Origin of the sequence: Tardiphaga sp. 768_D3_N2_1 (assembly GCF_052076105.1) — a bacterium.
Taxonomy (GTDB): domain Bacteria; phylum Pseudomonadota; class Alphaproteobacteria; order Rhizobiales; family Xanthobacteraceae; genus Tardiphaga.
In genome coordinates this window covers 5723412-5745132 of record NZ_CP197245.1, presented here as the reverse complement: position 1 = coordinate 5745132, position 21721 = coordinate 5723412, and the positions used below count along the sequence as shown (strand labels likewise).

The window sequence follows — 21721 nt, the reverse complement described above, 5'->3', positions numbered from 1 at the left end:
GGCGATCCAGGGAGAGTGCTACGCCGCCATCGCCGGCGGGGCGAGCGCCTGCCAGTCATTTGCGAGCTGCAGCTTCGGCTCGGTCAATTCCTGCAGCTTCTCCAGCGTCATGCCCTCAACCATCTCGCGCACGAACAGGCCCTGCGGCGTGACATCGATGACCGCCAGATTGGTGTAGATGCGCTTGACGCAGCCCGGCGCGGTGAGCGGCAGGCGGCACTTGTTGAGAATGCGCGGTTTCCCGTTTTTGTCGGTGTGATCCATGATCACCCGGATCTCCTTGGCGCCGACCGCCAGATCCATCGCACCGCCGACACCGGGCGGGAAGCTCGGGTCTTCCGTGGTCCAGTTGGCCAGATCGCCAGCTTCGGAGACTTCAAAGGCCCCGAGCAGGCTGACATCGAGATGCTTGCCGCGGATCATCAGGAAGGCGTCGGCGTGATGCATGAACACGCCGCCCTTGATCAGCGTCGTGTAGTTCTTGCCAGCGTCGATCAGGTTCTCGTCTTCGGTGCCCGGCTCCGGCTTCGGGCCGAGACCCAAAATGCCGTTCTCGCTGTGGAAGATCACCTCGCGGCCGTCGGGCACATAGCTCGCCGCCCGCGTCGGCATGCCGATGCCGAGATTGACATAAGCGCCCTCCTGCAGGTCCTGCGCGGCGCGCCAGGCCATCTGGTCACGGTTGAGCGGCTTATACGTCCGGGTCTTGTCAGACGGCGTCATGCCTTTGCTCCCACTACCAAGATACGATCGATGAAGATGCTCGGCGTCACCACCGCTTCCGGATTCAGGCTGCCAAGCTCGACCATCTCGTCCACCTGCACCACGCTGAGATCAGCAGCCATGGCCATGATCGGATTAAAATTACGTGCCGACTGGTTGTAGATCAGATTGCCCCAGCGATCGGCCTTCATGGCACGCAGCAGCGCAATGTCGCCTTTCAGCGGCTTCTCGAACACATGCAGCACGCCGTCGATCTCGCGGGTCTCCTTGCCCTCGGCAAGTTTCGTATGCGCCGTGACCGGCGAGAAGAAACCGCCAAGCCCGGCGGCATGGGCATGCATGCGCTCGCTGATGATGCCCTGCGGTACCAGTTCGAGTTCCAGCGTCTTGGCGCGATAGGCATTCAGGAAAGCGCTGTAGTCGCCCGAGCGCGGATAAGAGCAGATCACCTTGCTGACCCGGCCGGAATTGATCAGCCGGGCGAGGCCGGTGTCGCCATTGCCGGCATTGTTGTGGACGATGGTGAGATTGGTCGCACCCTGCTCGTGCAGCGCCTCCAGCAGATCATCGGCGATGCCGACGGTACCGAACCCGGCCACCAGAACGACAGCGCCGTCCTTCACCCCGGCCACGGCCTCCGCCGGGCTGGCTACACTCTTATCGATCACTCCCGGAAACTCCTCGTCGCGGAATTGTTATTGTCCGCAATCGCTTGCGGCGTTTGTTGCGGCGCGACTAGAGCATTGTGGGTAGGGAAGTTGAAGGCATAAATTTGCAAGGCGGGGGCGCGTCACCTCTCCCACAAGGAAGAGAGAAGAAGAGCACAGCACCCCACCAAATTCCCAGTTGCAAACTTTTCGGAGCGCGCTTCTAATTGGAATAATTAAAAAATATCGGGAGGTCTGCGTGTCCACAGTCAAACTGACGGTCAATGGCAAATCTGTCTCTGCCACGGTCGAAGACAGAACCCTTCTCGTCCACCTGCTCCGCGAAAATCTCAACCTGACCGGGACCCATGTGGGCTGCGATACCAGCCAGTGCGGCGCCTGCATCGTGCATATCGACGGCAAAGCCGTGAAGTCCTGCACCACCCTGGTCGGTCAGATCGACGGCGCCAATGTCACCACCATTGAAGGCATTGCCAAGGGCGACCAGCTGCATCCGATGCAGGCGGCGTTCCGCGACAATCACGGCCTGCAATGCGGTTACTGCACGCCGGGCATGATCATGTCGGCGATCGACATCGTGAACCGGCACGCCAGCGATCTCGATGAAGAGACGGTGCGCCAGGAACTCGAAGGCAATATCTGCCGCTGCACCGGCTACCACAACATCGTCAAATCGGTGCTCGACGCCGCCGGACGCATGAAGGTTGCGCAAGCGGCTGAATGAGCCGCCGCGCAATGGACTGAACGAAGCCAGCCGCGCCTTTCGATGGAAAGCGCGGACAATCAAAAACTCCGGCAGGGAGACCCACGAGATGGGCGTTGAAGGCATCGGCGCACGCGTTGCGCGCAAGGAAGACAAACGATTCATCACCGGCCGCGGCCGCTATGTCGACGACGTCAAGATCGTCGGCCTCACCCACGCGCATTTCATCCGCAGCCCGCATGCCCATGCCAAGGTCAAAGGCATCGACGCTTCCGCGGCAAAGGACATGCCCGGCGTGGTCGATGTGCTGACCGCACAGCAATTGGTGGACGACAAGATCGGCAATCTGATCTGCGGCTGGGCGGTGTCCTCCAAGGACGGCTCGCCCATGAAGATGGGCGCATGGCCGGCGATGGCGCCGGACACGGTGCGCTTCGTCGGACAGGCCGTGGCGGTTGTGATCGCCGAGACCAAGAACCAGGCCAAGGATGCGGCTGAAGCTGTCGTCGTCGAGTACGAAGAGTTGCCCGCCGTCAGCAGCATGACCGCAGCGCTCGCCTCGGGCGCGCCGCAACTGCATCCGGAAGCGCCGGGCAACGTCGTCTATGACTGGTCGATCGGCGACGAGAAGCTGACCAAGGATGCCTTCAGCAAGGCGGCCAATGTCGTCTCGCTGGACCTGACCAATAACCGCCTGGTGCCGAATGCGATGGAGCCCCGCGCGGCCGTCGCGGAATATGACGAAGCTGAAGAGCACTTCACGCTCCATACGACGTCGCAAAATCCGCATGTGGCGCGACTTGTCCTCTCCGCATTCTATAATGTCGCGCAGGAACACAAGCTGCGCGTCATCGCCCCGGACGTCGGCGGCGGCTTCGGGTCGAAGATCTTCATCTATCCCGAGGAAATGGTCGCACTCTGGGCGTCGAAGAAAGTGCGTCGCCCGGTGAAATGGACCGGCGACCGCACCGAGGCGTTCCTCACCGACGCGCATGGCCGCGATCACATGTCGCATGCCGAGATGGCCTTCGACGCCAACAACAAGATTCTGGGCCTGCGGGTGAAGACCCACGCCAATTTCGGCGCCTATATGTCGCTGTTCTCGTCGTCGGTGCCGACCTATCTCTACGCGACGCTGCTGTCGGGTCAGTACAATATCCCGACCATCTATGCCGAGGTGATGGGCGTCTATACCAACACCACGCCGGTCGATGCCTATCGCGGCGCGGGACGGCCGGAAGCGAGCTATCTGCTCGAACGGCTGATGGAGACGTCGGCGCGGCAGTTGAAGGTCGATCCGGCCGAACTGCGGCGGATCAACTTCGTCACGCAGTTTCCGCATCAGACGCCGGTGATCATGGCCTATGACATCGGCGACTTCGGCGCTTCGCTCGACGCGGCATTGAAGGCGATCGATTACAACGGATTCGCTGCACGCAAGGCCAAGGCGAAAGCCGCCGGCAAGCTGCGCGGCATCGGCTTCTCCTGCTATATCGAGGCTTGCGGCATCGCGCCGTCAAAAGCGGTCGGTTCGCTCGGCGCCGGCGTGGGCCTGTGGGAATCCGCCGAAGTGCGCGTCAATCCGGTCGGCACCATCGAAGTGCTGACGGGATCGCACAGCCACGGCCAGGGCCATGAGACGACCTTCGCGCAGCTGGTCGCCGGACGGCTCGGCATCTCCGTCGATCAGGTGCAGATCGTCCACGGCGACACCGACAAGGTGCAGTTCGGCATGGGCACCTATGGCTCGCGCTCGGCGGCGGTCGGCATGTCCGCGATCTTCAAGGCGATGGAGAAAGTGGAAGCCAAGGCGAAGAAGATCGCCGCGCATCTGCTGGAAGCCTCGGAGGGCGACATCGTCATCGAGAATGGCGAGTTCAAGGTGACCGGCACCGACAAGGCGATTGCGCTGCCGATGGTCGCGCTTGCCGCCTATACCGCGCACAACCTGCCTGACGGCATGGAGCCCGGCCTGAAGGAAGGCGCGTTTTACGATCCCACCAACTTCACCTTCCCGGCCGGCGCTTACATCTGCGAGGTCGAGATCGACCCCGGCACCGGCAAGGTGGACATCGTCGACTTCGTCGCGGTGGATGACTTCGGCCGGCTGATCAATCCGATGATTGTCGAGGGCCAGGTCCATGGCGGCCTCGCCCAGGGCATCGGACAGGCGCTGCTGGAAGGCGCGGTCTATGACGACAACGGTCAGCCAGTGACGGCATCGTTCATGGATTACGCCATGCCCCGCGCCGACGACGTGCCGTCGTTCCGGGTCTCGCACACCACGACACTATGCCCGGGCAATCCGCTTGGCGTGAAAGGCTGCGGTGAGGCCGGCGCGATCGGTTCGTCACCCGCCGTCATCAACGCCATCACCGATGCACTTGGCCACAACAAGATCGAGATGCCGGCGACGCCCGGTCGCGTCTGGGAAGCGCTGCAATTGCAGCAGGCAGCGGAATAAGGGAGAGCGATCATGTACGAGACCACTTATCACCGCCCTGCCACCATCGACGAAGCAGCGGCCCTGTTCGCCAAGCATCCGGAGGCCAAATATCTCGCCGGCGGCCACACGCTGATCCCCGTGATGAAGCAGCGGCTGGCGGCGCCTTCGGATGTCATCGACCTCGCCAAGATCAAGGACATGATCGGCATCGAGGCGACGGCTGATGCACTGATCATCAAGGCGGCGACGACCTATTACGACATCACGCAGAGCGCCGCGGCCAAGAAGGCGATCCCGGCGATCGTGTATCTGACATCGGTGCTCGGCGATCCCGCCGTGCGCTATCGCGGCACCATCGGCGGCTCCATCGCCAATAATGATCCGGCCGCGGACTATCCGGCGGCGGTGCTGGCGCTCGGAGCGACGATCAAGACCAACGCACGCGAGATCAAGGGCGATGATTTCTTCCAGGGCCTGTTCGCAACGGCGCTTGAAGACAACGAGATCATCACATCCGTGTCGTTCCCGATCCCGGCCAAGGCCGGCTATGCCAAGATGCGTCACCCCGCCTCGCGCTTTGCACTCACCGGCGTGTTCGTCGCACAGACGAAGTCCGGCGAGGTCCGTGTCGCCGCCACCGGCGCATCGCAGAACGGCGTGATGCGCGTGCCGGCGATCGAGGCTGCGCTGAAAGCGAACTGGTCGGTGGGTGCGCTGGATGGCGTGAAGATCTCCGCCGACGGGTTGATGAGCGACATCCACGGCTCGGCGGACTATCGCGCCAATCTCATCAAGGTGATGGCACAGCGCGCGGTGGAAGCGGCGGGATAGAACTCGAATCTCTCAATTGTCATCCTCGCGAAGGTCGTAGGATGGGTAGAGCACAGCGAAACCCATCACGACCACGCGACAGAGATGATGGGTTTCGCGAAGACGCTCTACCCATCCTACAGCCTCGGGTTTTGTGCACCGCCCACGCATAGCCGCATGCATCGCCGCGGCCAAAAGGCGCTTGCCCTCGCGGCATGGCCCGGTAACAGTTTTCCGCAATGAACCGGCACCACGCCGGACCACAAACGGGAAACGCAAGTGACGGACACGACCAAACTCTCCGGCCCGCTCAAGGGCACGCGCATCGTCGAATTCGCCGGCATCGGCCCCGGCCCGTTCGCCTGCATGCTGCTGGCGGATATGGGCGCCGAAGTGATTACGCTGGTGCGCCCGAAGCAGATGCCGAAAGGCGCTGCGTCACGCGGCCGCAAGGTCATCGAGGTCGATCTCAAGGACAAGGCTGCCATCGCACAGGTGTTGTCGCTGCTGGATAGCGCCGATGCGCTGGTGGAAGGCTATCGCCCCGGCGTGATGGAGCGCCTCGGCCTCGGGCCGGATGTGGTCCTCGGCCGCAACAGGAAGCTGGTCTATGGCCGCATGACCGGCTGGGGTCAAGAAGGGCCGCTGGCGCAGGCCGCCGGTCACGACATCAACTACATCTCCATCACCGGCGCTCTCGCCGCGATCGGCGGCGCCGACAAGCCCGTGCCGCCACTGAATCTGGTCGGTGATTTCGGCGGCGGCTCGATGTATCTCGTGATGGGCATGCTCGCCGCCATGCTGGAAGCCAGCCGCTCCGGCCAGGGCCAGGTGGTGGACGCCGCCATGTGCGACGGCGCGGCATCCCTGATCACCATGTTCTTCGACATGACCGCGGCCGGTCGCTGGAAGGAAACCCGCGAGAGCAACATGCTCGACGGCGGCGCGCATTTCTACGGCGTCTACGAATGCAGCTGCGGCAACTTCATCTCGATCGGATCGATCGAGCCGCAATTCTATGCCGAGCTACGCGAACTCGCCGGGCTGTCGGAGGCCTGCTACGACAATCACATGGATCCGAAGAACTGGGCGGCGGTGAAGGACAAGCTGACCGCGGTGTTCAAGACCAAGAGCCGCGACGAGTGGTCGAAGATCATGGAAGGCACCGATGTGTGCTTCGCGCCGGTGCTGACCATGTCGGAAGCGACGAAGCACCCGCATATGGTGGCGCGCGAAGTCTTCATCCAGCACGAGGGCGCGACACAGCCGGCACCCGCACCGCGTTTCTCACGCACGCCGTCGGCGGCACGACCGGCAGTCAAGGTGGAGCTAGGGGATGCGGTGAAGGAATGGGCGAGCTGAGGCGCGTCTGGTCAACGCCAAGCAGACGTCTCTCCGCTTACCGCCAACCTCTCGGCCGTCATGCCCGGCCTTGTGCCGGGCATCCACGCCTTTTCTTGCCAGCTCAAGACGTGGATGGCCGGGACAAGCCCGGCCATGACGTGGAGAGGTCGGGACCTACGCCGCCGTCTTATCTCCGACGTGCAGCACACCGCGCCTGATCTGATCTTCCTCGATCGACTCGAACAGCGCCTTGAAATTGCCCTCGCCGAATCCGTCATCGCCCTTGCGCTGGATGAATTCGAAGAAAATCGGGCCGATCGCATTGGCCGAGAATATCTGCAGCAACACCTTGGTCTCGCCGCCTTCCACCACGCCCTCGCCGTCGATCAGGATGCCGTTCTTCTGCAAACGCGGCACGTTTTCGCCATGCTTGGGCAGACGCGCGTCGATCTTCTCGAAATAGGTCTCCGGCGGCGACGGCATGAAGGGCAGGCCATCGGCGCGCAGCTTCTCGATGGTCGTGTAAATATCCGTCACGCCGCAGGCGATGTGCTGGATACCCTCGCCGTGATAGGTGTTGAGATATTCCTCGATCTGGCCGGAATCGCCGGCATCCTCATTGATCGGAATCCGGATCTTGCCATCCGGGCTGGTCAGCGCCCGCGAGAACAGGCCGGAGGCGCGGCCCTCGATGTCGAAGAATCGGATCTGGCGAAAATTGAACAGCTTCTCATAGAAGCCGGTCCAGACATCCATGCGGCCGCGATGGACGTTGTGGGTGAGATGATCGAGATAGAACAGGCCCGCGCCCTCAGGCCGCGGATTCCTGGCGCCCAGCCATTCGAATTCATGGTCATAGGCCGAACCTTTGGCGCCGTAGCGATCGACGAAATACAACAGGCTACCGCCAATGCCCTTGATGGCCGGCACGTCGAGCGTCTTCTCCGTCGCTGTCGCATCAGCCGGTTCCGCACCGAGCAAAATCGCACGATCAAAAGCCGCCTGCGCATCGACCACGCGGAACGCCATCGACGGCGCGCAGGGACCATGCGCGGCGACGAAATTGAAACCGTGGGTGCCGGGCTCTTCGTTGACGAGATAATTGATATCGCCCTGGCGATAGACGGTGATCTTCTTGGTCTTGTGGCGCGCCACCGGGGCATAGCCCATCAGCTTGAACAGCGCGTGGAGTTCCTCGGGTCTCGGATGCGCGTATTCGACAAATTCAAAGCCGTCGGTGCCCATCGGATTATGGACCGAAATGGTGGCGGCCGGCGCGTCGTGCGGAAACGGACCCATGGTGATCTCCCTGACCTGATTGCGAATTTCGCTTGCCAGAAGTGTCCGTCGTTTTCGACGCAAGGTGCATGCAAATCGACGTTACTTATGGCATCATGATGCACGCTTTGTGCATGAGATGGACATTTGACGCATGATCCCGGTAGACGCCTTCGATCTCAAGATGCTGGCCGCCTTGCAGGATGATGGCCGGCTGACCAACCAGCAGCTCGCCGATACGGTCGGCCTGTCGGCCTCGCAGTGCTCACGGCGGCGGATGCGGCTCGAAGAGGAGAAGGTGATTTCCGGCTATCATGCCGACCTGTCGTCGGATGCGCTCGGTTTCAACGTGATCGCCTTCATCCAGGTGCAACTTGCTACCCACTCGCCCGACAACGCCAAGAAGTTTCGTACACTGGTGCAGCGGGTCGACGAGGTGCAGGAGGCCTACTCACTCACCGGCGATGCCGACTATGTGCTCAAGGCCGTGCTGCGCGATCTCAAGGGACTGTCCGATCTCGTCAACAACGTGCTGATGCCGCACCAAAGCGTCGCGCATGTGCGCTCGTCGATTGTGCTCGATCGTCTGAAGGAAACATCGCGGCTGCCACTGAAATCCGCGCTCGCCTGACCGCAAATGGCATTGCCTGGGCGCAGCGGCTCAATATCCCGCGCCCGGATGCGGCATCGTAGCATCCACCTCCCGACGTCACGTCTTCTGGCAGTTCCCGAACCACCGGCCTTCTGCCAAGATCGACTCAACGAACAGATTGGGAGTGAACCATGGCACTGGCGTTGCGGCCGAACTGCGAATATTGCGACAAGGACCTGCCGCCCGCGGCGCGCGATGCCATGATCTGCAGCTATGAATGCACCTTCTGCGCGGATTGCGTCGAGACGAAGCTCCACAATGTCTGCCCGAACTGCGGCGGAGGTTTTACACAGCGCCCGATCCGGCCAGCCACGGAATGGCGACCGGGTTTGTCTGTTGCCAAGCGCCCGGCATCAGACAAGCGCGTGCATCTGACAAAAAGTCTGGAGGACATCGCAGTGCATTCCGCCCGTATCAAGGACATACCGCCCGGAGAGCGGTGATCCCCAGCACCGAATCGTAGGATGGGTAGAGCGTCTTCGCGAAACCCATCTGACACGCAAGGAACGTGATGGGTTTCGCTGCGCTGTACCCATCCTACGGCCCGCTCTAGCGCTTATTCGGATCGAACCGCTTCTCCAGGCCCTTCCAGCAATCCGCATAATCGCTCTGCAACGTCGCCGTCGTGGCAGCGTGTTCCGTGACACGCTGCGGATAGCGGGTCTCGAACATGAAGGCCATGGTGCCGGTGAGCTTCACGGGCTTCAACTCGCCATTGCTGGCGTGATCGAAGGCTTCGCGGTCCGGGCCATGGGGCAGCATCATGTTGTGCAGGCTGATGCCGCCCGGCGTGAAGCCCTGCGGCTTGGCATCATAGACGCCGTAAATGAGGCCCATGAATTCCGACATGATGTTCATGTGATACCACGGCGGGCGGAAGGTGTTTTCCGCCACCGCCCAGCGCTCCGGAAAGATCACGAAGTCGATATTTGCAGTGCCCGCCGTTTCGGACGGCGAGGTCAGCACCGTGAAGATCGACGGATCGGGATGATCGAAGCCGATGGCGCCGACCGGCGAGAAAGTGCGCAGATCGTATTTATACGGCGCATAGTTGCCGTGCCAGGCGACGACATCGATGGGCGAATAGGGCAGCTTCGTCACGAACAGTGAGCCGCCCCACTTCACATAGAGCTCGGTCGGTGTGTCCTTGTCCTCATAGGCGGCCACTGGCGTCAGGAAGTCGCGCGCATTGGCGAGACAATTTGCACCGATGGGCCCGCGCTCAGGCAACGTGAAAGCGCCGCCGTAATTCTCGCACAGATAGCCGCGCGCAGCGCCGCCGGTGAGTTCAACGCGGAACTTGACGCCGCGCGGGATCACCACGATTTCACCCGGCTCCGCATCGATGCGGCCGAATTCGGTGACGAACAACAGGGTACCCTGCTGCAGCACGAACATCATCTCGCCGTCGGCATTGTAGAAATTCTGATCGACCATTGATTTGGTGATCAGATAGACGTGAGCGGCCATGCCGGCCTGGGTGCCGGCATCACCTGCCGTGGTCATGGTCTGCACGCCCTGCAGGAAGGTCATCTCTTCCTTCGGGATCGGCGCCGGGTCCCAGCGCAATTGCGCGATCGGCAGATCGTTCTCGTGACACGGCGCGGTACGCCACAGCTTCGCGTCCGCTTTCTCGAAACGGCCTGAATGCTTCACCGACGGGCGGATGCGATACAGCCAGGACCGCTCATTGGTACCGCGCGGCGCCGTGAAGGGCGAACCTGACAGTTGTTCCGCATAGAGCCCATAGGCGCAGCGCTGCGGCGAATTGCGGCCGATGGGCAGCGCGCCGGGCAGCGCCTCCGTTTCGAATGAATTGCCGAAACCGGACATGTAGCCCGGCGTAACGTTGGACGTCGCACGGCTGATTACATCGGGATTGGTATTGATGTTCATCTCATCCTCCGCTTTGTCTTGCGCATGATCTCGACCGAAAACCGGCATCCACTTTTCGGGATCATGCGCTTTGAAGCGCGGCCCACATTTCGCGGTCGCGCTTGTCGGTCCAGATCACGGGATCGTCGATTCCCGAGGCTTCATCGAAGGCGCGCGACACGTTGAACGGCAGGCAGTGCTCGTAAATCGCGAAGCTCGAGAACTTCTTGTCCATGACCTCGCGGGTCGCCGCCATGGTCTCCTTCAGGCTGCGCCCCCTGGCGACCGACATCTCCGCCGCGCCGTAGAGCGACATCACGAAGTCACGCGTCATCGCGATCGCTTCGCGGGTGGTTTCCAGCCCCTTCAGCGCATCGCCGCGGCCAGGCGCGATGGCCTTCGGATTGAACGCGCGAATCTCGTTGAGGGTCGACGGCCATTCGCGCAGCAGCGCATCGCCGCAATAGCAGGCCGAGTGATATTCGATGAGGTCGCCGGAGAACATCACCTCGGCATCCGGTACCCAGGCAACGATGTCACCCGACGTATGCCCGGCGCCGAGCTGCATCAAGCGCACCTCGCGCTTGCCGAGGAAGATCGACATCTCCCCCTCGAAGGTGAGTGTCGGCCAGGTCAGGCCGGGAATGCTCTCGGCATCCTGGAACAGACGCGGGAAACGCCCGAACTCGGAATCCCAGTCCTGCTGGCCGCGCTCCTCCACCAGACGATAGGTTTCCTGCGAGGCGACGATGCCCTGCGCCTTGTAGGCGGACGCACCGAGCACGCGCACCGCGTGATAATGCGACAGCACGACATATTTGATCGGCTTGTCGGTGACGGTGCGGACGCGCTCGATCACCTTGTTGGCCATCGCCGGCGTTGCCTGCGCGTCGAACACGATGCATCCATCATCGCCGACGATGACCGCCGAATTCGGATCGCCCTCCGCCGTGAAGGCATAGAGATCAGGACCGATCTCGGAGAAGGTGACCTTCTTCTCGGTCATGTCGGTGGTGGATGCGAAACCCTTGGTCATCGAATTCTTCCTTTGATTCTTGTCATTCAGTTCGTGTCGCAACGGGCAGCCGCCGCTTCGCCAGCGCAATCGCATCGCCGAGCACGCCGGCATCGCCGATATGATTGGCGAGGATCAGCACCAGCGCGGTATCGAGTGCTGCGCTTTGTTCATCACTCAATCCACGATGCGCCTCGACGATGGCACGATAGGCGTCGTCGGGACTGGCGAAATTGGACGCTGTCGACAACACCGTCATGACGCTCTCCCGGAGGCACGCGCGACCGCGGCCTTGATCGCTTGCGGCGTCGGATACCGGAACCGTGCAGCGACATAACCGTCCGGTCGCAGCAGATAGGCGTTCCCGGGATCGGCGCCGTAACGCGCCTTGAACAGTCCGGCCTCGTCACGCAGCGCCGCATCATCACCGACGACCAGACGCGCCACGCCCTCGGGCAGTTCGATCGCCTGACCGTCCGATTGCAACACGGTGAAACCGCGGCCGGCCCCCGCGAAACATTCCGAGAGGAATACATGTGCGCCATCGTCCGTCGCCAGCGGCGCGTCCGGCATATGCGCACCCGGCTGAGGACCATTGGACCAGTCGTCGCTATCCGCGGTCGAGAGCGGCGTCTGATAGACCGACGGCACGGACAGCCGCCCGCCATTGATCATCCGCTTGGCGAAATCGGCTTCCCTGGCGAGGGACAGCACCGCCTGCCGCATCCGTTGTTCCTGCTTCGAATGTGGCGCGATGAAATCCGTCGCATGGGTCGAGGCCCGGATGTTTTCATCTGCCGCCCGGCCACGCTCGGCATCATAACTCGCCAGCAGCGACGCCGGCGCATCGCCTGCCAGCACCATCGCCAGTTTCCACGCGAGATTCTCCGCATCTTCCAGGCCGGAATTGGCACCGCGCGCGCCGAACGGCGACACCTGATGCGCGGCGTCGCCGGCAAAGATCACGCGCTCATGCAGAAAGCGCTGCATGCGGCGGCACTGGAATTTGTAGACCGAGATCCACTCGAAATCGAAATCGTCGTGGCCGAGCATGCGCGCGATGCGTGGACGCACTTTCTCCGGCTGCCGCTCCGCGACTGGATCGGCATCGGGCCCGAGCTGCAGATCGATACGCCAGACATCGTCGGGCTGACGATGCAGCAGTGCCGACTGGCCGGAGTGGAATGGTGGGTCGAACCAGAACCAGCGCTCGGTCGGAAATTCCGCGGTCATCTTGACGTCGGCGATCAGGAACTGGTCCTCGAACACCTCGCCGGAGAAATCCGCGCCAACCATGCTGCGCAGCCCTGAGCGCGCGCCATCGCAGGCAACGACATAGCCGGCGCGCAGCGTGTAAGGCCCATCGGGCGTCTCGATGGTGAGTTCCGCGTGATCATTGTGCTGCGCCAGTGCGATGACCTTGTTGCGCCAGCGCAGATCGATCTCAGGCAATTGATGTACCCGATCGACCAGAAAGGACTCGGCGTAATATTGCTGCAGATTGATGAAGGCCGGCATCTTGTGGCCGGTCTCCGGCAACAGGTCGAACTGGTACAGCATGTCTGGCCCGAGGAAGATCTTGCCGACCTTCCACACCACACCCTTCTCGATCATGCGATCGGCTACGCCGAGACGATCCCAGAGTTCGAGCGAGCGTTTGGAGAAGCAGATGGCACGCGAACCGTCACCGATGCGATCGGCATCGTCGAGCAGCACCACGCGCTGGCCGCGCTGCGCCAGATCGATGGCCAGGGACAGACCGACCGGTCCGGCGCCGACGATCACGACCGGATGATGCGCCGCGTCACTCGCCGGACGCGCCTGATCGGCATGGCGAGAATAGGCAAACTGGCGGACATGCTGCGCCATGGCTCAGACCCCGCCCTGCAACCGGATATGTTTTCGGATCAACGCTGGTCTGGCCAACGGATCGCACTCCCTCTAAGATAGTCTCATTTGCAACCATCTAAACGCCGGACCCGTGGCGGCGTCAACAGCAGAATCGGTGGCTCCGTGGCGAAATTCGACCTGTTTCAGTTTGTGCCGTTCCGGCTGAACCGGCTGGCCGCGGAGGTCAGCGCTGCGCTGTCCGACGAGTATCAGCAGCGCTATGGGCTCGACATTCCCGAATGGCGCGTCATCGCCACACTGGGTTTTCGCGACGATGCCTGCAGCGCGCAATTCATTTCGCAATGCACGCGCACCCATAAGTCCACCATCAGCCGCGCGGTCACCGCCCTGCTGGACCGCGCACTCATCGAACGCGTCGAGAACGAGGATGATCGCCGCGCCTTCGAATTGCGCCTCTCCGCGAAAGGGAAAGCGCTTTACGAGGAACTGATCCCGCGCCTGCTAAGCAAAGAGCGCGACATCCTGTCATGCCTGACGGCGCAGGAGCGCAGGGATTTCGCGGCCGCGCTCAGCAAGATCGAACGCAGCCTCGACCTCGTGCAGACACGGCACGGGCACAAGGCCGACGCCTATTGAGCGGCTAGTCGCGCACGAAGGAGCGCGACGGCGTCACATGAAGCGCATAGGCATCGGCCTTGCTGCCCTCGACACGCGGATAAAGCTCGCGCACCAGCGGATCATGACCGGGAATGATCCGGTCGGGATGACCGGCGAGGCGCTCGCAGGTCGTCCAGCCGTCACACATGTCACCGATATTGTAGACGATCGGAAACGGACTGCGGCGCTGCATGTTGCCGTAATAGTGGGAGGCGTCCGAGGCCAGCACCACCGGCCCCCGCGCCGTCTGCACGCGCACGATCTGCAGACCGTCGGAATGGCCGCCAACGCGGTGCAGCGTGATGCCCGGAGCAACCTCGCCATCGCCATTATGGAACGTGACACGCTCGTTGAAGACGTGCCGCACCATCAAGGTAACATCTTCAGCCGAAAACGGATGCCGCAGCAGTCCATTGCACATGCAGCGGCCTGTCGCGTAGCTCATCTCGCGGTCCTGCAGATGGAACCTGGCATTGGGCAGGCGATCGAGATTGCCGGCATGATCGTAATGCAGATGCGTGACGATTACGTCGCGGATGTCCGCCGCGCGGACGCCGAAATCGGCCAGCGCATCGATCGGATTGATCGTGAGCTTGCGGCTGCGCTCCTTCGAGGCGGCTTCGTTGAAGCCTGTATCGACCAGGATGTCGCGACCACCGCCGCGGATCAGCCAGACGAAATAATCGAGATCGGCCGCTGCTGTTTCATGGGGATCGGGTGCGAGATAATTCATCTGCGGCGTCCGCGCCGTCATCGTGGCATAGCGGATCGCATAGATTTCGTAAGTCGCACTCATTCGTTTCGCCCCATTCCCGGTCGTTGTTATGCGCAACAAGCCATTGCTGCCGGGAAAGGTCAAACCATTCCAGCCACTGGAATCACCGGAAACCGGAACTGGAGCGACAACGCGAGACACGTGGCGAATTCACGCGATAGCTGCTGCCCATACCGCACATTGACAGCATCGATCACGCCGGTTTGATAATGCGAATGGCGTGGATTAGTGTCGCTGCGGCGCAAGCCGAGCATGGGCAGCGCCTTCAAGTCTGGACCGGTTTCATTATGAAAATGCGCATTGCTCTGATTGCTCTTCTGGCGCTTGCCGCCACACCCATCTGGCAGGCCTCTGCCGCGGAAGATCGGACCCAGCGGATCGCACTGGTGATCGGCAATGCGAAATATCCGGACGCCGAAACACCGCTCAAAGAGCCCATCAACGACGCCCGCGACGTCGCCGCCGAATTGAAGCGTGACGGATTTGAGGTTGATACCGGCGAGAATCTCAACGGCGACGGCATGCGCCGGGCGCTCGACAAATTCTACGGCAAGGTGAGGCCCGGCTCGGTCGCCCTGGTGTTCTTCAGCGGCTTCGGCATCCAGTCCGCGCGGCAGAGCTACATGATCCCGGTCGATGCCCAGATCTGGACCGAGCCTGACGTGCGCCGCGACGGCTTCAGCCTCGAGACCGTGCTCAACGAAATCAATGGCCGCGGCGCAGGCGTCAAGATTGCGCTTCTGGACGCATCCCGCCGCAATCCGTTCGAACGCCGGTTCCGCAGCTTCTCCGCCGGGCTCGCTCCGGTGATCGCACCGAGCGGCACGCTGGTGATGTATTCGGCGGCACTCAGCTCGGTGGTCAGCGAGGGCGGCGGCGATCACGGGTTGTTTGTCGGCGAATTGCTGAAGGAAATCCGGGTTCCCGATCTCACCGCCGAACAGACACTGAATCGCACCCGGGTCAGCGTTACCCGCGCATCGCGCAGCGAGCAGGTGCCATGGATTTCCTCGTCGCTGGCGGAAGACTTCTCCTTCATTCCCGGTACGCGCCCGGCATCAGCCCCTGTGGCGGAAGCCAAGCCGGCTGATCCAGCGCCGGCTACGACACCGCGCCCCTCTGCCGTGGCCAAGCCGGAGGTCGCCGCCGCGCCTGCAGCCCCGGCACCCGCACCTGCTGCACCCACACCGGCCGCTCCAGCAGCAACGCCAGCGCCAGCCGCGGCGCCGACTCCCGCTCCCGCTCCCGCTCCCGCTGTCGCCGTCGAAGCGCCCCGTGACGAAAACAAGATCCTGCTGGCGCTGGCCGAGGATCCGACTGTCAAAGCGCTGAACGTCAAGCTGACCGATAATCCGGAAGATGCCGGCGCGCTGTATCGCCGCGGGCAGGTCTATGCCAGCAAAGGCGCCTATTCCGCCGCGATCAAGGACTTCGACGCCACGATCAAACTGAATCCCAAGGATGTCGAGGCCTACAACAATCGTTGCTGGGCGCGCACCGTGACCGGCGACCTCGCCGCCGCGCTCAAGGACTGCAACGAAGCCCTGCGCCTGCGCCCGAATTTCGTCGATGCACTGGACAGCCGCGGCCTGGTCAACCTCAAGAACGGCCAGAGCAAGAATGCGATTGCGGATTTCGACGCTGCGCTAAAGATCAATCCGCAGCTGACCTCATCGCTTTATGGCCGTGGCCTGGCCAAACATCGCCTTGGCCAGACCGCTGAAGGCGATCTCGACATCACCAATGCCAAGGCCATGGACCCGGACATCGTCAAGGAATTTGCTGGTTACGGCGTGCGATAGCACGGCGTCCGATAGGACAGCGTTCGATAGAACGGGCATGCGATAGCACGGCATCTGGTGATCCCGGGAGGTCACCGGAATTTCGCAGGAAAGTCGCAAGATCATCGCAAGAAAGTCGCAAGCCCGGTTTGAACCTCCGGCGCGCGAGCGGACACTATTGATGGCAGACCGGAGGCCGTTCCGAAGCGATCCGGCACCAGATTTTGTTGAATTTGATTCAAGCGCGTTTCGCGCGGCTACAATGAAGGATGCACCCATGTCGAACACATCCGCACGCTCCGGCTTCAACGCGCTTCGCACGATCGCCATGATCGGCGTCGCCCTGTCGCTGACCGCAGGCATCGCCGCAGCGGCCGAGGAAGTGACCTCCGACCAGATCCTGCGCGCATTGGCGCCGAAGAAGCCGCTGACCCGCGGCCTGTCGATGACACCGCCGGCCGAGCCGGCCGTGAATGCCGCCGAAGGCAAGTTCGTCGAATCCCTTCGCAATCGCAGCACACGGTCGCTCTCGATCGGCGAGCGCGAGCAGATCGCCGCTGTCGCGCAGACCAAGCCGGCGATCGATCTGGAAATCACCTTCGACTACAACTCGGCGAATATCAGCAAGAAGTCGCTGTCCTCCGTGCAGGCCCTCGGCAAGGCGCTGAGCAGCGACGACCTCAAGGGCGCGACCTTCGTGGTCGCCGGCCATACCGACGCCGTCGGCGGCGAGGAATACAACCAGGATCTCTCCGAGCGCCGCGCCGATGCCATCAAGCGCTATCTGACGGACAAATACGGCATCGCCGGCGCCGACCTCGTCACCGTCGGCTATGGCAAGGGCAAGCCGAAGGCCGGCGTTGCGCCAACCGACCCGTCGAACCGACGCGTCCAGGTGGTGAACATGGCGAACAAGACCACCGCGTCCCAGTAAGGCTCAGTGGTACTTCCGAGCTTGCTGCGGATTGCCGCACCACAGCGTTCCGTACCACACGGGACGCTGTTTGCTGTGGTGATCGCGGATATCCTGTATAGATTGCCCCGACCTCCCACCGCACCGATCGAATGCCCCTGGTGCTCCGTAATACCAAGTGGATCGATCCCGCAATGAAGGCTCTTGCCTGCTTCTCCCCGTCTCTCGCATGTCTGTCGCTGGCGGCCACCATGGTCGCAACAACCTCTATCGGCTTCGCCGCTGAACCCGCACCCGCGGGCTCCGCCTCGCCGAATGGCGCCATGGTGATCGTCGCCAAGGCCACCAATGCCTGCTTCTCCGATCTCGTGCGGGTGACCGGCTTCGTGGTTCCGCGCCGCGAGGCTGTGGTCGGCGTGGAGACCGAAGGTTCGAAGGTCTCCGAAGTGCTGGTCCGCGAAGGCGATACCGTCACCGAGAACCAGGAACTGGCCCGGCTGACACCGCCGCCCACAGCAGGCAATGCACGCCCGAATCCTGTGACGCTGCGCGCTCCCGCGGCAGGCCTGATTACATCCGTGAACACCATTGTCGGCGCGCCGGCCTCACCGCAGGCCGGGCCGATGTTCAGGATCGCCATCAACAACGAACTCGAGCTCGATGCGGAAGTGCCGAGCATCCACATCCTCAAGATCAACCCCGGCGTCACGGCGCGGATCAGCCGCGACGATCAGCCCGATATTGTTGGCAAGGTGCGGCTGGTGTCGCCGCAAATCGACCGCGTGACACAGCTCGGCCATGTCCGGATATCGCTGCCCAGCAACCCCTCGCTCAAGGTTGGCGTCTTCGCCCGCGCCAGCATCGACGCCAAGCGAAGCTGCGGCGTCGCGATCCCGCGCTCGGCGATCGAGCACTTCACCGTGCAACTGGTGAAGGGCAACACCATTGAAACACGCCGCGTGAAGGTCGGGCTGGTGTCCGATACGTCGGTGGAAATTCTCGAAGGCGTCGAGGTGGGCGACATCGTCGTTGCCGACGCCGGCACATCACTTCATGACGGCGACAAGGTCCAGACCATGTTCGTCGATGACCTCGATCGATCGCGGGTGCGTTAATGGCAATGAATATCTCGGCATGGTCGATCCGCCATCCGCTTCCGTCCATCGTCTTCTCGATCATTCTTCTGGTACTCGGCTGGATCAGCTTCACCAAGTTGGCGATCACGCGGCTGCCGAGCGCAGACATTCCGGTGATCTCGGTCGCCGTCTCGCAATTCGGCGCGGCGCCTGCGGAACTTGAAGCGCAGGTCACCAAGACCATCGAGGACGGCGTCTCCGGCGTCGAAGGCGTGCGGCACATCTCGTCGTCGATCACTGACGGCCTGTCGGTCACGACGGTGCAATTCGCGCTGGAAACCAACACCGACCGCGCGCTGAACGACGTCAAGGACGCCGTAACACGCGTACGCGCCAACCTCCCCCAGAATGTCAATGAACCGCTGATCCAGCGCGTCGACGTGATCGGCCTGCCGATCGTCACCTATGCGGCGATCTCGCCGGGCAAGACGCCGGAACAATTGTCATGGTTCGTCGACGACGTGGTGAAGCGCGCACTGCAGGGCGTGCGCAACGTCGCGCAGGTCGAGCGCATCGGCGGCGTCGAGCGCGAGATTCTCGTGTCGCTCGATCCCGACCGCCTGCAGGCCGCGGGCCTGACCGCCGTCGATGTCTCCAGACGTCTGCGCGGCACCAATGTGGACCTCGCCGGCGGCCGCGCCGAAATCGGCAAGAACGACCAGGCGATCCGGACACTGGCGGGCGCCAAGACGCTGAACGAACTCGCCGGCACCATGATCAGCCTGCCCTCGGGTGGCGAAGTGCGGCTCGAGGATCTCGGCACCGTCACCGACACCATCGCCGACCGGCGAACATTTGCGCGCTTCAACGGCGAGCCTGTGGTGGCGCTGGGTATCAAGCGATCCAAGGGCGCCAGCGACGTGGTTGTCGCGGCAGCCGTGCAGAAGCGCATCGATGCGCTGAAAGCGTCCTACCCCGATGTCGACCTGAGGCTGATCGATACGTCGGTGGATTTCACCAAGGGCAATTATGAAGCCGCGATCTCGACCCTGTTCGAGGGCGCGGCGCTTGCCGTCATCGTGGTGTTCTTCTTCCTGCGCGATCTGCGCGCCACGGTCATCGCCGCGATCTCGCTGCCGCTGTCGATCTTCCCCGCCTTCTGGGCGATGGACCTGCTCGGCTTCTCGCTCAACCTCGTGAGCTTCCTCGCCATCACGCTCTCGACAGGTATTCTCGTCGATGACGCCATCGTCGAGATCGAGAACATCGTGCGGCATATGCGGATGGGCAAATCGCCCTATCGCGCCGCACTGGAAGCCGCTGACGAAATCGGCCTCGCCGTAATCGCCATCAGCCTCACCATTATCGCGATCTTTGTCCCGGCCAGCTTCATGTCCGGCATCGCCGGACAATTCTTCAAGCAGTTCGGCATCACCGTGTCGGTACAGGTATTCTTCTCACTATTGGCGGCACGCTTCGTCACGCCTGTACTGGCCGCGTACTTCCTGAAAGATCACAAGCACAACGACCCGCCGCCCGGGCGCATCCTGCAGGCTTACAACAAGCTCGTGACCCTGTCGGTGAAACGCTACTACGTGACGGTTCTGTTCGGTCTCGCCGTCTTCGCACTGTCGATCTGGAGCATCCAGCTGCTGCCGCAGGGCTTCCTGCCGGCCCAGGACACGGCGCGTTCGCTCATGGCGATGGAATTGCCGCCGGGATCTCAGCTCGCTTACACCGAGAAAGTCACAGAAGACATCGTGGCAAGGCTCCGCAAGCGACCTGAAGTGAAGAGCGTGTTCGTCGATGGCGGTCATGTCCCGCCCGGCACCTATGAGGTGCGGCGCGCAGCCCTGATCATCAACTACACCCCGAAGAGCGAACGCGACAGCGCACATACACAGCGCCTGCTCGAACTCGATATCAGCAAGGAACTCGAAAGCGTTCCGGATATTCGCTACTGGTTCCTCGACGAGAACGGGCTGCGCGCCATCTCGCTGGTGGTGACCGGCACCGACAGCAATATCGTTGCCAATGTCGCCAGCGAACTGGCGACGCAGATGAAGCGCATTCCGCTGATCTCCAACGTGATCTCGGAAACCTCGCTGGATCGTCCCGAGCTGCGCGTGCAGCCGCGCGCGGATCTCGCGGCACGGCTCGGCGTCTCCACCGAGAGCCTGTCGGAAACCATCCGCGTCGCCACCATCGGCGACGTCGGCCCGGCTCTGGCGAAATTCGATGCCGGCGATCGCCTGGTGCCGATCCGCGTGCAGCTCGAAGACACGGCCCGTGCCGACTTCCAGATTCTCGAACAGCTGCGGGTGCCACTTGGCGGCGGACGCGGCGGCGTGCCGCTATCGGTCGTTGCCGACATCAAGCTCGATCAGGGACCGACCAGCATCAACCGCTACGACAGGGAACGTCAGGCCACCGTGGCCGCGGATCTCGTGGGCACCGCCGCACTCGGCGATGCCCTGAAGAAGATCTACGAACTGCCGGTCATGAAGAGCCTGCCGAAGAATGTGAGCGTCAAGCAGTCCGGCGACGCCGAAAGCCTGAACGAACTCGCGGATGGTTTCGCCACCGCGATCTCGGCAGGCCTGATGATGGTCTATGCCGTGCTGGTGCTGCTGTTCGGTACGTTCCTGCAGCCGATCACCATCCTGTTCTCGCTGCCGCTCTCCATCGGCGGCGCGATCCTGGCGCTGCTCCTGACAGGCAAGCAACTGACGACGCCTGTCTGGATCGGAATCCTGATGCTGATGGGCATCGTCACCAAGAACGCCATCATGCTGGTGGAATTTGCCGTGGAAGCCATTCGCGAAGGCAAGCCGCGAGAGGTTGCGATCATCGATGCCGGCATGAAGCGCGCACGGCCGATCGTGATGACCACCGTTGCCATGGTCGCCGGCATGATGCCGTCCGCACTGGCCTTCGGCGCGGGTGGCGAATTCCGCTCACCAATGGCACTTGCTATCATTGGCGGGCTGATCTTCTCGACGGCGCTGTCGCTGCTGTTCGTGCCGGCGATGTTCATGATGATGGACGATGTCGGACAATTGGCATGGCGCTTCGGACGCAAGCTGCTGGCATCGAGCGGCGAGGAAGACCCGCACAACGGTCAACCACCCGCCGTCCCGCACAAATAGGCACA

The 21721-nt window shown here is 62.5% G+C and carries 19 protein-coding genes; 11 read left to right on the top strand and 8 right to left on the bottom strand.

Annotated features, from left to right (window positions below; genetic code table 11):
* Positions 1-18: 18 nt before the first annotated feature.
* The gene (locus tag AB8A27_RS26995; protein ID WP_441244525.1) at positions 19-723 is read right to left on the bottom strand and encodes a 3-oxoacid CoA-transferase subunit B; all 705 of its coding nucleotides are present in this window, start codon (positions 721-723) and stop codon (positions 19-21) included.
* Positions 720-1391, bottom strand: a complete 672-nt coding sequence (locus AB8A27_RS26990; RefSeq protein ID WP_441244524.1) for a 3-oxoacid CoA-transferase subunit A — start codon at positions 1389-1391, stop codon at positions 720-722. The genes AB8A27_RS26995 and AB8A27_RS26990 overlap by 4 nt, the downstream gene beginning before the upstream one ends.
* A 238-nt stretch (positions 1392-1629) precedes the next feature.
* Here AB8A27_RS26990 and AB8A27_RS26985 point away from each other — a divergent pair, with 238 nt between their 5' ends.
* From AB8A27_RS26985 to AB8A27_RS26970, 4 genes are all read left to right on the top strand, one after another.
* Positions 1630-2115, top strand: a complete 486-nt coding sequence (locus AB8A27_RS26985) for a (2Fe-2S)-binding protein (protein WP_092140359.1) — start codon at positions 1630-1632, stop codon at positions 2113-2115.
* An 88-nt stretch (positions 2116-2203) separates the two neighbouring features.
* Positions 2204-4558, top strand: coding sequence for a xanthine dehydrogenase family protein molybdopterin-binding subunit (locus tag AB8A27_RS26980; RefSeq protein WP_441244523.1), 2355 nt, complete (start codon positions 2204-2206; stop codon positions 4556-4558).
* Positions 4559-4570: 12 nt separating this feature from the next.
* A complete protein-coding gene (locus AB8A27_RS26975) occupies positions 4571-5371 on the top strand; it encodes an FAD binding domain-containing protein (RefSeq protein ID WP_441244522.1) in 801 nt (266 codons plus the stop codon).
* Positions 5372-5629: 258 nt separating this feature from the next.
* Positions 5630-6712: a CaiB/BaiF CoA transferase family protein gene (locus AB8A27_RS26970; RefSeq protein WP_441244521.1), complete on the top strand. Its 1083-nt coding sequence runs from the start codon at positions 5630-5632 to the stop codon at positions 6710-6712.
* 156 nt (positions 6713-6868) lie between these two features.
* Here the strand turns inward: AB8A27_RS26970 and hppD are convergent, their stop codons facing one another.
* The gene (gene hppD / locus AB8A27_RS26965; RefSeq protein WP_441244520.1) at positions 6869-7993 is read right to left on the bottom strand and encodes a 4-hydroxyphenylpyruvate dioxygenase; all 1125 of its coding nucleotides are present in this window, start codon (positions 7991-7993) and stop codon (positions 6869-6871) included.
* Positions 7994-8126: 133 nt separating this feature from the next.
* On the opposite strand from hppD, the gene AB8A27_RS26960 reads away from it, so the two are divergent.
* Together AB8A27_RS26960 and AB8A27_RS26955 are read left to right on the top strand one after the other, a co-directional pair.
* On the top strand, positions 8127-8603 hold the full coding sequence (locus AB8A27_RS26960) for an Lrp/AsnC family transcriptional regulator (protein WP_092140369.1): 477 nt from the start codon (positions 8127-8129) through the stop codon (positions 8601-8603).
* Positions 8604-8755: 152 nt separating this feature from the next.
* Positions 8756-9067 (top strand): DUF1272 domain-containing protein, encoded by a 312-nt coding sequence (locus tag AB8A27_RS26955; protein ID WP_441244519.1) that lies wholly within the window; start codon positions 8756-8758, stop codon positions 9065-9067.
* Positions 9068-9173: 106 nt separating this feature from the next.
* Here the strand turns inward: AB8A27_RS26955 and hmgA are convergent, their stop codons facing one another.
* The 4 genes from hmgA to AB8A27_RS26935 form a co-directional block, all read right to left on the bottom strand.
* Positions 9174-10520, bottom strand: a complete 1347-nt coding sequence (hmgA, locus tag AB8A27_RS26950; RefSeq protein ID WP_441244518.1) for a homogentisate 1,2-dioxygenase — start codon at positions 10518-10520, stop codon at positions 9174-9176.
* A gap of 61 nt (positions 10521-10581) precedes the next feature.
* A complete protein-coding gene (locus tag AB8A27_RS26945) occupies positions 10582-11535 on the bottom strand; it encodes an MBL fold metallo-hydrolase (protein ID WP_092140374.1) in 954 nt (317 codons plus the stop codon).
* Positions 11536-11557: 22 nt separating this feature from the next.
* Entirely contained in the window at positions 11558-11773 is a 216-nt protein-coding gene (locus tag AB8A27_RS26940; RefSeq protein ID WP_441244517.1) for a DUF2783 domain-containing protein, read from the bottom strand.
* Positions 11770-13383, bottom strand: coding sequence for an FAD-dependent oxidoreductase (locus AB8A27_RS26935; protein ID WP_441244516.1), 1614 nt, complete (start codon positions 13381-13383; stop codon positions 11770-11772). Before AB8A27_RS26935 ends, AB8A27_RS26940 begins: the two co-directional genes overlap by 4 nt.
* A 144-nt stretch (positions 13384-13527) precedes the next feature.
* Here AB8A27_RS26935 and AB8A27_RS26930 point away from each other — a divergent pair, with 144 nt between their 5' ends.
* The gene (locus AB8A27_RS26930; protein ID WP_441244515.1) at positions 13528-14001 is read left to right on the top strand and encodes a MarR family winged helix-turn-helix transcriptional regulator; all 474 of its coding nucleotides are present in this window, start codon (positions 13528-13530) and stop codon (positions 13999-14001) included.
* A 4-nt stretch (positions 14002-14005) separates the two neighbouring features.
* Here the strand turns inward: AB8A27_RS26930 and AB8A27_RS26925 are convergent, their stop codons facing one another.
* Positions 14006-14818, bottom strand: a complete 813-nt coding sequence (locus tag AB8A27_RS26925) for an N-acyl homoserine lactonase family protein (protein ID WP_441244514.1) — start codon at positions 14816-14818, stop codon at positions 14006-14008.
* 266 nt (positions 14819-15084) lie between these two features.
* Here AB8A27_RS26925 and AB8A27_RS26920 point away from each other — a divergent pair, with 266 nt between their 5' ends.
* The 4 genes from AB8A27_RS26920 to AB8A27_RS26905 all read left to right on the top strand — a co-directional run bounded on the left by AB8A27_RS26920 (position 15085) and on the right by AB8A27_RS26905 (position 21716).
* Positions 15085-16599, top strand: a complete 1515-nt coding sequence (locus AB8A27_RS26920; protein ID WP_441245046.1) for a caspase family protein — start codon at positions 15085-15087, stop codon at positions 16597-16599.
* Positions 16600-16855: 256 nt separating this feature from the next.
* A complete protein-coding gene (locus AB8A27_RS26915) occupies positions 16856-17512 on the top strand; it encodes an OmpA family protein (protein WP_441244513.1) in 657 nt (218 codons plus the stop codon).
* Between the two features lie 230 nt (positions 17513-17742).
* Positions 17743-18606, top strand: a complete 864-nt coding sequence (locus AB8A27_RS26910; protein ID WP_441245045.1) for an efflux RND transporter periplasmic adaptor subunit — start codon at positions 17743-17745, stop codon at positions 18604-18606.
* Positions 18606-21716, top strand: a complete 3111-nt coding sequence (locus tag AB8A27_RS26905; RefSeq protein WP_441244512.1) for an efflux RND transporter permease subunit — start codon at positions 18606-18608, stop codon at positions 21714-21716. The genes AB8A27_RS26910 and AB8A27_RS26905 overlap by 1 nt, the downstream gene beginning before the upstream one ends.
* The last annotated feature ends 5 nt before the right edge of the window (positions 21717-21721 follow it).